At 71.7% G+C, this 12,921-nt stretch carries 12 protein-coding genes and 1 pseudogene; 6 read left to right on the top strand and 7 right to left on the bottom strand.

The genetic code is table 11. The annotated features are described in order from the left end of the window. Window positions 1-95 precede the first annotated feature (95 nt). Window positions 96-1,006, top strand: a pseudogene (locus tag ABEA82_RS21800) (LysR family transcriptional regulator). Window positions 1,007-1,093: 87 nt separating this feature from the next. Next, window positions 1,094-2,713: an ABC-F family ATP-binding cassette domain-containing protein gene (locus tag ABEA82_RS21795; RefSeq protein ID WP_345663250.1), complete on the top strand. Its 1,620-nt coding sequence runs from the start codon at window positions 1,094-1,096 to the stop codon at window positions 2,711-2,713. 128 nt (window positions 2,714-2,841) lie between these two features. On the opposite strand, the gene ABEA82_RS21790 is transcribed toward ABEA82_RS21795, so the two are convergent. Beyond that, complete coding sequence (locus tag ABEA82_RS21790) at window positions 2,842-3,942, bottom strand: baeRF2 domain-containing protein (RefSeq protein ID WP_345663249.1); 1,101 nt, start codon at window positions 3,940-3,942, stop codon at window positions 2,842-2,844. A 95-nt stretch (window positions 3,943-4,037) separates the two neighbouring features. Here ABEA82_RS21790 and ABEA82_RS21785 point away from each other — a divergent pair, with 95 nt between their 5' ends. Next, window positions 4,038-4,295, top strand: a complete 258-nt coding sequence (locus ABEA82_RS21785) for a DUF6158 family protein (protein ID WP_345663248.1) — start codon at window positions 4,038-4,040, stop codon at window positions 4,293-4,295. 90 nt (window positions 4,296-4,385) lie between these two features. Here ABEA82_RS21785 and ABEA82_RS21780 read toward each other — a convergent pair whose 3' ends face one another. The 5 genes from ABEA82_RS21780 to ABEA82_RS21760 all read right to left on the bottom strand — a co-directional run bounded on the left by ABEA82_RS21780 (window position 4,386) and on the right by ABEA82_RS21760 (window position 8,615). Then, window positions 4,386-6,488 carry a catalase gene (locus tag ABEA82_RS21780; RefSeq protein WP_345663247.1) on the bottom strand — a complete coding sequence of 701 codons (2,103 nt, stop codon included), beginning with the start codon at window positions 6,486-6,488 and terminating at the stop codon, window positions 4,386-4,388. Continuing rightward, window positions 6,488-7,030 carry a type 1 glutamine amidotransferase domain-containing protein gene (locus ABEA82_RS21775; protein ID WP_345663246.1) on the bottom strand — a complete coding sequence of 181 codons (543 nt, stop codon included), beginning with the start codon at window positions 7,028-7,030 and terminating at the stop codon, window positions 6,488-6,490. The genes ABEA82_RS21780 and ABEA82_RS21775 overlap by 1 nt, the downstream gene beginning before the upstream one ends. Before the next feature lie 5 nt (window positions 7,031-7,035). After that, window positions 7,036-7,701, bottom strand: coding sequence for a diguanylate cyclase (locus tag ABEA82_RS21770; RefSeq protein ID WP_345663245.1), 666 nt, complete (start codon window positions 7,699-7,701; stop codon window positions 7,036-7,038). Then, window positions 7,698-8,132, bottom strand: a complete 435-nt coding sequence (locus tag ABEA82_RS21765; protein ID WP_345663244.1) for a CBS domain-containing protein — start codon at window positions 8,130-8,132, stop codon at window positions 7,698-7,700. Before ABEA82_RS21765 ends, ABEA82_RS21770 begins: the two co-directional genes overlap by 4 nt. A gap of 81 nt (window positions 8,133-8,213) precedes the next feature. After that, entirely contained in the window at window positions 8,214-8,615 is a 402-nt protein-coding gene (locus tag ABEA82_RS21760) for a DUF2795 domain-containing protein (RefSeq protein WP_345663243.1), read from the bottom strand. Between the two features lie 160 nt (window positions 8,616-8,775). Here ABEA82_RS21760 and ABEA82_RS21755 point away from each other — a divergent pair, with 160 nt between their 5' ends. Further along, window positions 8,776-8,958 carry a hypothetical protein gene (locus ABEA82_RS21755; RefSeq protein WP_345663242.1) on the top strand — a complete coding sequence of 61 codons (183 nt, stop codon included), beginning with the start codon at window positions 8,776-8,778 and terminating at the stop codon, window positions 8,956-8,958. Here ABEA82_RS21755 and ABEA82_RS21750 read toward each other — a convergent pair. Further along, window positions 8,912-10,705, bottom strand: coding sequence for a thiamine pyrophosphate-requiring protein (locus tag ABEA82_RS21750; RefSeq protein ID WP_345663241.1), 1,794 nt, complete (start codon window positions 10,703-10,705; stop codon window positions 8,912-8,914). The genes ABEA82_RS21755 and ABEA82_RS21750 overlap by 47 nt on opposite strands. A gap of 240 nt (window positions 10,706-10,945) precedes the next feature. Here ABEA82_RS21750 and ABEA82_RS21745 point away from each other — a divergent pair, with 240 nt between their 5' ends. Together ABEA82_RS21745 and ABEA82_RS21740 are read left to right on the top strand one after the other, a co-directional pair. Beyond that, window positions 10,946-11,740, top strand: coding sequence for an RNA polymerase sigma factor SigF (locus ABEA82_RS21745; RefSeq protein WP_345663240.1), 795 nt, complete (start codon window positions 10,946-10,948; stop codon window positions 11,738-11,740). Window positions 11,741-11,928: 188 nt separating this feature from the next. Next, complete coding sequence (locus ABEA82_RS21740) at window positions 11,929-12,759, top strand: hypothetical protein (RefSeq protein WP_345663239.1); 831 nt, start codon at window positions 11,929-11,931, stop codon at window positions 12,757-12,759. Window positions 12,760-12,921 lie beyond the last annotated feature (162 nt).

Here is a 12,921-nt window from a genome sequence, read left to right as displayed (position 1 = left end):
TGCGGTGCCGCTCTTGTTAAATCCATCGGCAATTTCGCGGGATGCCTGTGAAGCTCCGCTTCACGAAAGCGGGGTTCGCCTGGTCTACTGCTCCCGTGATCGACCCACGCAGGCTCCGGGTGCTCAGGGCGCTGGCCGAGCACGGCACCGTGACCGCCGCAGCTCAGGCTCTCTACCTGTCGCCGTCGGCGGCCTCCCAGCAACTGGCCGCGCTGGAGGCGGAGGTCGGGCACCTGTTGCTGGAGCGGCGTGGCCGGACCGTCCGGCTCACTCCGACCGGGGTGGTCCTGGCCGCCCACGCGGCCAAGGTCGCCGCACAGCTGGAACAGGCGGAGGCCGACATGGCCGCCTGCTCGGAGGGTCTGGCCGGCGAGGTGACCATCGCGGCGTTCGCCAGCGCCATCACCGAGGTGGTGGCTCCCGCGGTGGCCGAGCTGCGGATCCGCGCCCCACGGGTGCGGATCAGGGTGAAGGACGCCGAAGGGCATGCGAGCCGCCGGCTCCTCGTCGACGGCGCGGTCGACATCGCCCTGGGGGTGGAGGACCGTGACACCCCGGGCCAGGACGGCGATCAGCTGCTGCGGCGGCCGCTGTACGCCGAGCCGTTCGACGTCGTGCTGCCTTCCGGGCATCCGCTGGCCGACGCCCCCGACGTGGCCCTGGACGCACTGCGCGAGGACCCGTGGGTCACGCCGTGGCCGGGCAACCCGGTGCACGACGTCGTCCTGCGGGCCTGCGAGGACGCCCGCTTCGCCCCCCGCGCGGAGTGTCTGGCCGACGACTCACGGCGGTGTGCGCACTGGTCGCCGCCGGGGCCGGTGTGGCCCTCGTCCCCCGTTCCGCCTTGCACGGCATCGCCTTCAAGGGCGCCGAGATCCGCCCGGTGCGCGGCGGCCGGCCGACGCGACGGGTGTACACGGCCGTACGGAGCGGCAGCGAGGGCCACCCGCTGCTGAAGCTGGCGCTGCGCGGCCTGCGTGACCAGGCCGCAGCGCTCGGCTCCTGAGCCGCGGCCCCACGAGGGCGTCCCACGGCCCCACGGGGACATAATGCGTTTGCCGCCGCTCCCTCGCTCCCCACAGAATCGGGCCCCATGGGTCACCTCGAAGCCGCACATCTTGAGTACTACCTGCCCGACGGAAGGGCCTTGCTGGGCGATGTGTCCTTCCGGGTGGGGGAGGGGGCCGTGGTGGCCCTCGTGGGACCCAACGGAGCGGGGAAGACCACCCTCCTGCGCATGATCGCCGGTGAGCTCAAGCCGCACGGCGGGTCCGTGACCGTCGGCGGCGGCCTCGGCGTGATGCGCCAGTTCGTCGGGTCCGTACGCGACGAGACGACCGTGCGGGACCTGCTCGTGTCCGTCGCCACGCCCCGCATCCGCGAGGCGGCCCGCGCCGTCGACGCCGCCGAGCACGCCATCATGACCGTCGACGACGAGGCCGCCCAGCTGAAGTACGCCCAGGCCCTCGCCGACTGGGCGGAGGCCCGCGGCTACGAGGCGGAGACCCTGTGGGACATGTGCACCACGGCGGCCCTGGGCGTCCCGTACGACAAGGCGCAGTGGCGGCTCGTGCGCACTCTCTCCGGCGGTGAGCAGAAGCGCCTCGTCCTGGAGGCCCTGCTGCGAGGCACCGACGAGGTGCTGCTGCTCGACGAGCCCGACAACTATCTGGACGTGCCCGGCAAGCGCTGGCTGGAGGAGCGGCTGAAGGAGACCCGCAAGACGGTCCTCTTCGTGTCCCACGACCGCGAGCTCCTCGCGCGCGCCGCCGAGAAGATCGTCTCCGTCGAGCCCTCACCGGCCGGCGCGGACGCCTGGGTGCACGGTGGTGGTTTCGCGACGTATCACGAGGCGCGCGGGCAGCGGTTCGCCCGCTTCGAGGAGTTGCGCAAGCGCTGGGACGAGAAGCACGCGCAGTTGAAGAAGCTCGTGCTGACGCTCCGTCAAGCAGCCGAGAACAGCCACGACATGGCCTCCCGCTACCGCGCCGCCCAGACGAGGCTCCGCAAGTTCGAGGAGGCCGGCCCGCCCCCGGAGCCGCCCCGGGAGCAGGACATCAGGATGCGGCTCAAGGGCGGCCGCACCGGTGTCCGGGCCGTCACCTGCGAGGGCCTGGAGCTGACCGGCCTGATGAAGCCCTTCGACCTGGAGGTCTTCTACGGCGAACGCGTCGCCGTCCTCGGCTCCAACGGCTCCGGCAAGTCCCACTTCCTGCGCCTGCTCGCCGGCGAGGACGTGGCGCACACGGGCAGTTGGAAGCTGGGCGCCCGGGTCGTCCCCGGCCACTTCGCGCAGACCCACGCCCACCCGGAGCTACAGGGCCGCACCCTCCTCGACATCCTGTGGAAGGAGCACGCTCAGGACCGGGGCGCCGCCATGTCCCGGCTGCGCCGCTACGAGCTGACGAACCAGGCCGAGCAGACGTTCGAACGCCTGTCCGGTGGTCAGCAGGCCCGGTTCCAGATCCTCCTCCTGGAACTGGAGGGCGCGACGGCCCTGCTGCTCGACGAGCCGACCGACAACCTGGACCTGGAGTCGGCCGAGGCGCTCCAGGAAGGTCTGGAGGCCTTCGACGGCACGGTCCTCGCGGTCACCCACGACCGCTGGTTCGCCCGCTCCTTCGACCGCTACCTGGTCTTCGGCAGCGACGGCCGGGTCCGCGAAACCCCGACCCCGGTCTGGGACGAACGCAGAGTGGAACGAGCCCGCTAGGGGCCGCGCCCCGGGTGGGGCGCAGGTCCCCGCCAGGGGCGCGGGGAACTGCGCGACCAGCCCGAACGCACCCGCACACGCGATGAGTGAAGCGCCCCTACGGCGGCTGGGCGCGCAACACTCCCCGCTCACTTCCAGCGCAACAGCGCTCCAAGACCCCCCACCGGCACCTCCTCCTGGGAAACCGCCAGCGCATGCGCGTCCGTGGCCACCGCCGACCGGATCAACGCGTCGTCCGCCCGGGCCGGCCACGAGTTCTGCTCGCCCAGCACCTTCAGATCCGTACGCCGCACCGCGACCTGGTCCGGATCCTCACCGATCCACACCTCGCGGTGCGCGTCCGGCCCGTCCAGCCGGATCAGCAGTTCGTCGATGCGGTGCTCACGCGCCGCGTCGATCAGCGCGGGCACGCCCTCCACGGCACCGGCCCGGCCCTCGTCGTCGGAGTGCCGTGCGGCCCGGAACCGGTCCAGCTCCGCCTCGGCCCGGCGCCCCACATGCTCGGCACGGGCCCGTTCCACGTCCTCGTCGAGGAGCCGGCTGCCGCTGCCGTGCGGCGCCTCGACGACGAGGTCGTGCAGCCGCTTGGGCAGCCGCTCGTGCACGGACCGCCGCTCACGGTCGTCACCGACGAGAATCAGCAGGTCGGCCTGGGTCTCCTCCTGGCATACGGCGAGCGCGTCGGCGATCTCCGCGGCGTTGTGCTCCCAGGTGTTCTCCACCCGCAGCTGGAAGTGCCGCTCGGACCAGTCGACGGTGCTCGTGCGGTGCACCGGCCACGTGCGCCCGGTGACGCTCCCGGCGTCCTCGCTGCCCAGCGCGCTGCGCAGCTCGAAGTCCGCGCCCTTGCGGTCGATGTACGCCACCACGCACACCGGGTCCTCACCGGCCAGCTCCAGCAGCGGCGTGACCCGCGGCAGCGGCGCCCACTCGGCCCAGTCGCCGCCCTGCGGGGGACGGGTCAGCGGCGGGTCGAGAACCACCTCGCCGGCGCGGGCGAACAGGGCCCGGCCGTGTGGTTCGGATGAGTGGGCCAGGTCTTCGATCGCGCTCTGCACGGCCCGGCAGGTCGCCTCGTCCGCGCCCTGCGCGGCCAGCTCCCTGGCCATCGCCTGAGCCGTCAGGCGCCGCTCGTGGGGGGTGTCCTCCGTATGCCGGGAGGTGTCGACGTACACGGAGGCCCAGGGGCCGGAGTGTTCGTAGAGTGGGTGCAGAAAAGCGAGATCCATGGCTCCCTCCCGGATGCCGCTCGGGGGTAGTGCTCAGTTGCTTGCCGGGCGGGTACCCGGACCGCGGACACGAACACGAGGAGCGGGGAGACACCATGACCGGAGTGGACCCTGACCGACTGGACGACCAGCAGCTCATGAAAGAGCTCGAGACCATCCACCGCACGCGCCACGACACGCTGCTCTACGGTTCGAACGACGCGCTGCGCGCCCACAACGAACGGATGGCGCAGCTCGAGGGCGAGTACCTGCGCCGCAACCCGAGCCGCCCGGTGGCCGCGGGCCGCACACGCGAAGGGGCCCGGGAGCGGGGGAGCGGGGAGTCGGCGACTCCCACCACCCCCGGCACCTGAGCCCCTCGGAGGACGGAAACCGGAACACGGCGAACCGGACCGAACCGGCCGGACTGGACCGGAAGGAGCCCGGCCCGCCCGGCCCGCCGTTCAGTGCCGCACCGGCCCCCGCCCCCAGTGCCGATGCGCCGCGATGGCGCCCACGAACGCGTCCAGGAACTCCTCGCTCGCCGGACCCGGCGACGTGTCCGTGACCACGCCCTGGTCGGTGACCACGCGGTGGAACTCCGTCGACAGCCTGAGGCCCTCCGGCTCCAGGGCCGACAGGACTCCCACGCCCGAGCCCAGCGCGCCGACCGGCTTGCCGTGCCGGTAGGCGTCCCGTACGAACCGCACCGCGTCCGGGTCGGCCACGGTCGGCGGCGTGCCGACGGGCCCGCCGGGCAGCAGCACGGCGTCGTACAGCACGGACGCCACGGTCGGCAGCGCACGGTCGACCGCGTACGTCTCACCGTCCGCCCCGGTGATCGTCCCGTCGGTGGCGGCCAGCGCCTCGACGATCGCCCCCTCGGCGGCCAGCCGCTCCCGCACGGACGTGATCTGCTCCGCGTCCACCCCGTCCGTGACGAGCACCGCGATCTGGCGGGTCCGGATCGAACCGTCGCCGCGCAGTGACTCCAGACTCAGGGCGGGGGAGGACTGCTTGGACGCGGCCTCGGCGGCCTGCGGCTCCGGCACCCCGACGCCCCGGGCCACCTGCGCGGCCAGATCCCCGTCGACCTTGGCCAGGTGCTCGACCGTACGGGCCCGCACGGTCATCGCGCCGACCTTGCCGAGCTCGAACCGGAACGCCTCCACGATGTGCTGCTTCTCCCAGTCCGCCATGCTGTTCCAGAACAGCGCCGTCTGGCTGTAGTGGTCCTGGAAGCTGGGGCTGCGGCGCCGGATCTTGTGGCCGTCCACCCGTTCGGCGTAGTGCGTGTAGGCGCCCGAGCCGGCGCCCGCGTGGGCCGGGCAGCCACCGCCGAGCGAGTTCGGGAAGTAGTTCGTGCCGGAGTGGATGGCGCTCTGGTGATAGCCGTCGCGCTGGTTGTTGCGCACCGGCGCGACCGGCCGGTTCACCGGCAGCTGCGAGAAGTTGGGCCCGCCGAGCCGGATCAGCTGGGTGTCCAGGTAGGAGAAGTTCCGCGCCTGGAGCAGCGGGTCGTTGGTGAAGTCGATGCCGGGGACGACGTTCGCCGTGTGGAAGGCGACCTGCTCGGTCTCGGCGAAGAAATTCTCCGGGTTGCGGTCCAGCACCATCCGGCCGATCGGCCGTACCGGCACCTGCTCCTCCGGGATGATCTTCGTCGCGTCGAGCAGATCGAAGTCGAACGCGAACTCGTCCTCCTCCGGTACGAGTTGCACGCCCAGCTCCCACTCGGGATACTCGCCCGCCGCGATCGCGTCCCACAGGTCACGCCGGTTGAAGTCCGGGTCCCGGCCCTGGCACTCCTGGGCCTCGTCCCACACCAGCGAGTGCACGCCCAGCTTCGGCTTCCAGTGGAACTTCACGAACGTGCCGCGCCCCTCGGCGTTCACGAACCGGAAGGTGTGCACGCCGAAGCCCTGCATCATGCGGTAGCTGCGCGGGATCGCCCGGTCCGACATCAGCCATGTGATCGCGTGCAGCGTCTCGGGCTGGAGCGAGACGAAGTCCCACAGGGTGTCGTGCGCGGACGCGCCCGTCGGGATGTCGTTGTGCGGCTCGGGCTTCACCGCGTGCACGAAGTCCGGGAACTTGATGCCGTCCTGGATGAAGAAGACCGGGAAGTTGTTCCCGACGAGGTCGTAATTGCCCTCCGACGTGTAGAACTTGGTCGCGAAGCCGCGCACGTCCCGCACGGTGTCCGCCGAGCCCTTCGGGCCCTGCACGGTCGAGAACCGCACGAACACGGGCGTCCGCACCGACGGGTCCTGGAGGAACGCCGCACGGGTGAACTCCGCGCAGGACTCGTACGGTTCGAACCAGCCGTAGGCTCCCGCGCCCCGCGCGTGCACCACCCGCTCCGGGATCCGCTCGTGGTCGAAGCGGGTGAGTTTCTCCCGGAAGTGGAAGTCCTCCATCAGCGTCGGACCGCGCTCCCCAGCGGCCAGGGAGTCGTCGGTGTGATCGACCTCGACCCCCTGGTCGGTGGTGAGTGGCCCGCCGGCCGGATCGTCCGCCCGGGACGCCTCGCGCTGCTCCTGCTTGCGGTCGGCGGGCGATGCCATCAGGCGGCCTCCTCGGCGAAGACGTCGAGGAAGGTCTCGCAGAACGCCTTCAGGTCGTCGGGCTTGCGGCTGGTGACCAGCTTGCCGGCCCCGTGGTCACAGACCTTCACCTGCTTGTCCACCCAGGTGCCGCCCGCGTTGCGGATGTCGGTCTGCAGGCTCGGCCAGGAGGTCAGCTCGCGGCCGCGTACGACGTCGGCCTCGACCAGCGTCCACGGCGCGTGGCAGATCGCGGCCACCGGGCGGCCCTGCTCGAAGAAGTCCCGGACGAACGCGACGGCCTTGTCGTCCATCCGCAGGAAGTCCGGGTTGGCCACACCGCCGGGCAGCACCAGAGCCCCGAAAGACCCGGGCGCACTCTCGCCCACGACCTCGTCGACGGGGAAGGTGTCCGCCTTGTCGAGGTGGTTGAAGGCCTGGATCTCGCCCTGCTGCGTCGACACCAGCACGGGCTCGTGGCCGGCGTCCTTCACCGCCTGCCACGGATCGGTCAGCTCAACCTGCTCGACGCCCTCGGGCGCCACCAGAAACGCGATACGCATGATGCTCAACGTCCTTTCCTCTTGCTCTTGCTGTTCTTGCGTCCGGCCCGCACGCACCGCAGCAGCTCCTCGCCGTACGGCAGCAGCACGCACGTGCCGATGGCGGCGGCGATACCCGCCAGGTAGCCGCGCGACAGCGGCCGCCGGCGCGGCACCAGACGCCACGCGTCCGGATCGCCCGCGCCGCCGCGCAGCAGCGACTTCACCTGGTCGGCGTGCAGGCACATCAGGGCGGCCAGCGCCCCGAACGGCAGCGACTCCAGAAAGCTGTGGATGTGCTGCTCGATCGGCTTGACCTCCCGCTCGCTCCGCACGGCCGTGCGCACGTCCCACAGCGCCGTCGCCTCGTGCACCGCGGCCCCGCCCAACTGCACGGTCAGCAGCAGCGGGTTCACCTCGTAGCGCAGTGTCAGGGCGATCGGGATGCCGACCTCGGCCATCATCAGCGAGTGGATCAACGACTCCTTGGTGCCCGCCGTCTCCTCGATGCGGGTCCGCCGGTGCATCACCCAGTCGGCGACACCGGGGACGAACCAGCTGGGCAGCAGCCCGTACAGCAGATAGCGGGTCGTGGCGTCACCCACGTCGACCTCCCCCACGCTCGGCTTCGCTCGCGCGGGGGCACCCCCACCCCCGGTGGCACTGATCTGCCTCGCCTGGTCCGTGCTCATGCACCACCCCGGGCGTCCGGATCCGCGCGGCTGATGTCGGCGAGCGCCGACGCGGGATCCTCGGCCTCGGCCACATCGCCGAGGCTCACGATCCCGACGGGCAGCCCGTTCTCCACCACCGGCAGCCGGCGCACGGCGTGCTCACGCATCAGCGTGACCGCCGCCGCCACCCGGTCCTCCGGCGTCACCGTCACCGGATCCGGCGTGCACACGGTCTGCACGCTCACCGTCATCGGATCGGCTCCGTCGGCCACGGCCCGCACCACGATGTCACGGTCGGTGAGCACACCGATCACGTCCTGGCCCTCGGCGACCACCACGTCGCCGATGTTCTGCGTGCGCATCAACAACGCCGCCTCGACGACCGAGGCCTCCGGGCGCACGGCGACCACACCCGGTGTCATCACGTCCTTCACCAATTCGGCCTTCACTGGGGCCCTCCCTCCGTTCCCCGGCGGGCGGGGGCACCGGCGCCGGCACGACGCCGGCCCCGATGCGCCCCGGCGCCGTCCCTACGCGTACTCCTCCGGTCCGGTCTCCCTGGCCCGGATCAGGGCCTCGGCCAGCTCCTGGACATTGCCGTAGCGCTCCTGGTGCGGCAGCCGCTCCAGGGCCTCGACGAGGGCGTCGGGTGCCTGGTGCCCGCGCAGCTCGCGGGTCAGCTCACGGGCGCTCGCGGGGAACGCCCTGCGGCCCAGGATCCGGGCCAGCTCCAGCCGCACGGACTCCAGGGACGTCGACGTACGGCCCGGCGTGACCGGCCCGTACGCGACCTCGGGGTCGTCCTCGGCGGCCGGCTCGGGGTCGTGCCACTCCTCACTGCGTGTGGGGTGCCCGGACCTGAGCAGACCCTGCAGTTCGTGTTTCATCTCGTCGTCACGGTGGACGCTCAGCCGGTCGCTGCCTCGCTGCATGTCTCCCTCCAGACGTTCGGGGGCCCGCACCGCGTACCCGAACACCACGGGCCGACACCGGAGCGGCCCACACGATCACCGTCGTCGCACTGGTTTGCGCCACGGCCTCCGGGAGACCCGGATCACACCCCCCCCACACATCCCTGGGGAAGGACACGCCATGGCGATGCTCGCTGTGCTCATCCCGCTGCTCATGCTCGCGGTGGTGCTGGTGCTGGGCCGCTACGAGGAACTGCTGCTGCCGCAGGACGACGCCGACCGGCGCGAACCGGTCGACGTGGCTCCTGCCTCCGCGGCTACTTCTTCTCCCGCCCCGGCAGGAACTCCTGCACCTTCGCCTTGAAGCCCTGCTTGACCATCGATCCCCGGTCCGCGTCGCCCTTCAGGACCGACGCGGCGGTCGCCTCCATCTGGTCCCAGGTGGCGTGCGGCGGGATCGGTGGGACAGCCGGATCGGTCAGGAACTCGACCACCGCGGGACCGTCCGCCTCCAGCGCGGCACGCCAGGCCGCCTCGACGTCCTCCGGCTTCTCCACCCGGATGCCGGTCAGCCCCAGAGAGCGCGCGAACGCCGCGTACTGCACGTCCGGAAGCTCCTGCGAGGGCAGGAACGAGGGCGCACCCTCCATGGCCCGCATCTCCCACGTGACCTGATTCAGATCGTGGTTGTTCCACACCGCGATCACCAGCCGCGGGTCGTCCCACAGGTGGCGGTACTTCGCCGCCGTGATCAGCTCCGCCATCCCGTTCATCTGCATCGCCCCGTCCCCGACCAGGGCGATCGCGGGCCGGTTCGGGTGCGCGAACTTCGCGCCGATCACGTACGGCACGCCGCAGCCCATCGTCGCCAGCGTGCCGGAGAGCGAGCCGCGCATGCCCGGCCGCATCGTCAGGTGCCGTGCGTACCAGTTCGCCGTCGAACCCGAGTCGGACGTGACGATCGCGTTGTCCGGCAGCAGCGGATCCAGGGCGCGGGCCACGTACTCCGGGTTGATCGGATCGGCTTCCAGTCCCGCCCGGCGCTCCATGACGTCACGCCAGCGCGTCACGTTGGCGCACACCGTGTCGTACCACTCGCGCCCGCGTCCCCCCTCGATCAGCGGGATCAGCCGCTCCAGCGTGGCCTTCGCGTCACCGACGAGGTTCACCTCGTACGGATAGCGCATCCCGATCATGTGCGGATCGATGTCGATCTGCACGCCCCGCGCCTTGCCGAACTCCGGCAGGAACTGGGTGTACGGGAACGACGAACCGATGGTCAGCAGCGTGTCGCAGTCCCGCATCAGCTCGTACGACGGACGGGTGCCCAGCAGACCGATCGAGCCGGTGACGTACGGCAGTTCGTCGCTCAGGACGTCCTTGCCGAGCAGTGCCTTGGCGACGCCCGCGCCGAGCAGTTCGGCGATCCGCTCCACCTCGGCCCGCGCACCGGCCGCGCCCTGGCCGACCAGAATCCCCACCTTGTCACCGGAGTTGAGGATCTCCGCCGCCCGCCGCACCGAGTCGTCGGACGGAACCGCCGTCCACGAACCGCGGTCCAGGCTGGAGGGCACCATCTTGAACTCGTGCGTCGGCGGCGAGTAGTCGAGCTCCTGCACGTCGCCGGGGATGATGACCGCGGTCGGGCAGCGGCGCGCGTACGCCGTGCGGATCGCGCGGTCCAGCACGTTCGGCAGCTGCTCCGGCACCGTCACCGTCTCCACGAACTCCGAGGCGACGTCCTTGTACAGCGTGTGCAGATCCACCTCCTGCTGGTACGAGCCGCCCATCGCGGTGCGGTGCGTCTGGCCGACGATCGCCAGCACCGGCACATGGTCCAGCTTGGCGTCGTACAGGCCGTTGAGCAGATGGATCGCGCCCGGTCCCGACGTCGCGGCGCAGACCCCGAGGCGACCGCTGAACTTGGCGTAGCCGACCGCCTGGAACGCCGACATCTCCTCGTGGCGCGACTGCACGAAACGCGGTTCGTTCTCGGCTCGGCCCCAAGCGGCGAGCAGACCGTTGATGCCGTCCCCCGGATAGCCGAAGACCTGCTCAACCCCCCACTCGCGCAGTCGCTGCAGGACGTGGTCGGAGACCTTGGTGCTCATGTACGACCTCCCGGACGTATGGGGACAGAGCCAGCAGTACGAGTCACCCTGCGCGACGGCGGAAAACCTCTCCGGGTTTGCGGGTGGGGGCCGGGGGCAGGCGCACCACAGTGCTTCGGACAGGAGGCACGTCCGTGGGAGTGGCGTCGCACAGCCACCACCGGCGCCTCCGTCCCACAGCTCGCGCTCCCACGGTGACCGTCGAACCCAAAGCACTCTGCAAGGGAATTGCGACGCATCATGGCGACCCACACCAGGACGAAGCAGCACCCCCACGACGACGCCCCCGACACGGCCGACGCCTTCCGCAGGCTGGCCACCCTGCCCGCCGGACCCGAGCGCGACGCGCTCCGCGACGAGATCGTCGAGGCCTGGCTGCCGATGGCCGACCGTCTCGCCGGACGCTTCCGCAGCCGCGGCGAGAGCTTCGAGGACCTGCGCCAGGTCGCGGCCCTCGGCCTGGTCAAGGCCGTCGACCGGTACGACCCCGAGCTCGGCAACGCCTTCGAGAGCTACGCGGTGCCGACCGTCACCGGCGAGATCAAGCGGCACTTCCGCGACCACATGTGGACGCTGCACGTGCCCCGCCGGGTTCAGGACCTGCGCAACCGTGTGCGTTGCGCCTCGCAGGACCTGTCCCAGACCATCTCCGGACGCCGGCCCACGATCGCCGAGATCGCCGAGCACGCGAGGATGAGCGAGGAGGACGTCAAGGCCGGTCTGGAGGCGCTGGAGAGCTTCACCGCCCTGTCGCTGGACGCGGAACTCCCCGGCAGTGAGGACGGGTACTCCCTGAGCGACGCGCTGGGGTCCGTGGACCCGGCGCTGGACACGGTCGTCGACCGCGAGTCGGTGAAGGCCCGGCTGGCGGCGTTGCCGGAGCGCGAGCGGGCGATCCTGTACATGCGGTTCTTCGGGGACATGACACAGAGCCGGATCGCCGAGGAGCTGGGGATCTCGCAGATGCATGTGTCCCGGTTGATCAGCCGGTCCTGCGGCCGGGTGCGGGAGCAGGTCATGCGGGATGTCGCGTAGCGCCGTGCCCGATGCCGTGGTCCGGCGGGTGCGGACCGTGGCCGGCTGGTCGCGCCCACGCGGCGGGCCGCCTGTCGATACAGCCCCGCGCCCTTCGGGTCGGGCCGGTTCACCCGGTCGGAGGGTGCTGTCCCGCTAATGGGGGTCGGCCGCGCGCGGTCGCGTACCGGGCTGGCTGTGATGGCAGCATGCGCCACACCCTCCACGCACTCTCCGTCGCCGTACTGGCCGGCTCGGCCCTGATCGGGTTCGCGCCCCTCGTGGCCGCCGACCCCACTGCCGAGGTCGGTCCCGCCACCGTCGCACCCGGAGGCACCCTCACCGTCTCGGTCAGCTGTGATCCGGACGGCGGGCCACCCCCCGACACCATCGACGCGACCTCGCAGGCCTTCGACGAGGGCACGGTCGCGTTGCGCAAGGTGACCGGCAACGACGACGAGGTGTCCGGGCCCGCCTACCGGGGCACGGCGCGTATCGCCTCGGCGGAGAGCTTCGAGGACGATCCGGACGCCCTCGGCGACGACTCGGCATGGACCGTCGACGGCACCTGCCCGGCCGCTCCCGGCGGGGAGGGCACGGAGTGGAGCGCGACGTTCACGGTGGCCCACGGCGACCAGGGCGGTGGCGGTCATGCCGGCGGTGCCGGCGGTGCCGGCGGTGCCGGCGGCGACAGCCTTGACGGCGGCGACAGCCATGACGGCGGTGGCGGCTACGAGCAGCCGCACGAGCCCACCCACGAGCCCACCCACGAGCCCACCCACGAACCCACCCACGAACCCACCCGAGAACCTTGCACCGACGTGCCCCTCGGCGACGTATCCCTCGGCGCCGACCAGGACGCACACCGCGGCGGCACCGAGTGCGGCGGAGCCGCCGTCCAGCGCGGGGTGCGCGCCGGCGACGGCGGCGCCTTCAACGACTCCGTACCCGCCCTGGTCGCGGGCGGCGTGCTGATCGCGGGCGCGTTCGGCGCCGCGGTGCACCGCCTGCGCAACCGGGACGGCGACCCGTATCGCTGACCGGCGCCCGCCCCGGCCCCGGGCGGCACCTCTTCCCCGCCCGGGCCCGCTCATGCTGTGACCGTCACGACCCGGCCGCGCGCCCATGGGGCGAGGGCACCCTGGGTACTCAGTGGCCGAGGACACCGGCCGGGCGCGCGCGCCGGAGGCGACACCAGGCGG

It is taken from the genome of Streptomyces venetus (genome assembly GCF_039540295.1).
Taxonomy (GTDB): domain Bacteria; phylum Actinomycetota; class Actinomycetes; order Streptomycetales; family Streptomycetaceae; genus Streptomyces; species Streptomyces venetus.
Note: the sequence above shows the minus strand (reverse complement) of the source record. Positions and strands in the feature narration are given on the sequence as shown.

Bases quoted from the DNA above. Each gene is read 5' to 3' on its own strand.
- ABEA82_RS21795 (WP_345663250.1), top strand. From the start codon at position 1,094: ATGGGTCACCTCGAAGCCGCACATCTTGAGTACTACCTGCCCGACGGA.
- ABEA82_RS21790 (WP_345663249.1), bottom strand. From the start codon at position 3,942: ATGGATCTCGCTTTTCTGCACCCACTCTACGAACACTCCGGCCCCTGG.
- ABEA82_RS21785 (WP_345663248.1), top strand. From the start codon at position 4,038: ATGACCGGAGTGGACCCTGACCGACTGGACGACCAGCAGCTCATGAAA.
- ABEA82_RS21780 (WP_345663247.1), bottom strand. From the start codon at position 6,488: ATGGCATCGCCCGCCGACCGCAAGCAGGAGCAGCGCGAGGCGTCCCGG.
- ABEA82_RS21775 (WP_345663246.1), bottom strand. From the start codon at position 7,030: ATGCGTATCGCGTTTCTGGTGGCGCCCGAGGGCGTCGAGCAGGTTGAG.
- ABEA82_RS21770 (WP_345663245.1), bottom strand. From the start codon at position 7,701: ATGAGCACGGACCAGGCGAGGCAGATCAGTGCCACCGGGGGTGGGGGT.
- ABEA82_RS21760 (WP_345663243.1), bottom strand. From the start codon at position 8,615: ATGCAGCGAGGCAGCGACCGGCTGAGCGTCCACCGTGACGACGAGATG.
- ABEA82_RS21755 (WP_345663242.1), top strand. From the start codon at position 8,776: ATGGCGATGCTCGCTGTGCTCATCCCGCTGCTCATGCTCGCGGTGGTG.
- ABEA82_RS21750 (WP_345663241.1), bottom strand. From the start codon at position 10,705: ATGAGCACCAAGGTCTCCGACCACGTCCTGCAGCGACTGCGCGAGTGG.
- ABEA82_RS21745 (WP_345663240.1), top strand. From the start codon at position 10,946: ATGGCGACCCACACCAGGACGAAGCAGCACCCCCACGACGACGCCCCC.
- ABEA82_RS21740 (WP_345663239.1), top strand. From the start codon at position 11,929: ATGCGCCACACCCTCCACGCACTCTCCGTCGCCGTACTGGCCGGCTCG.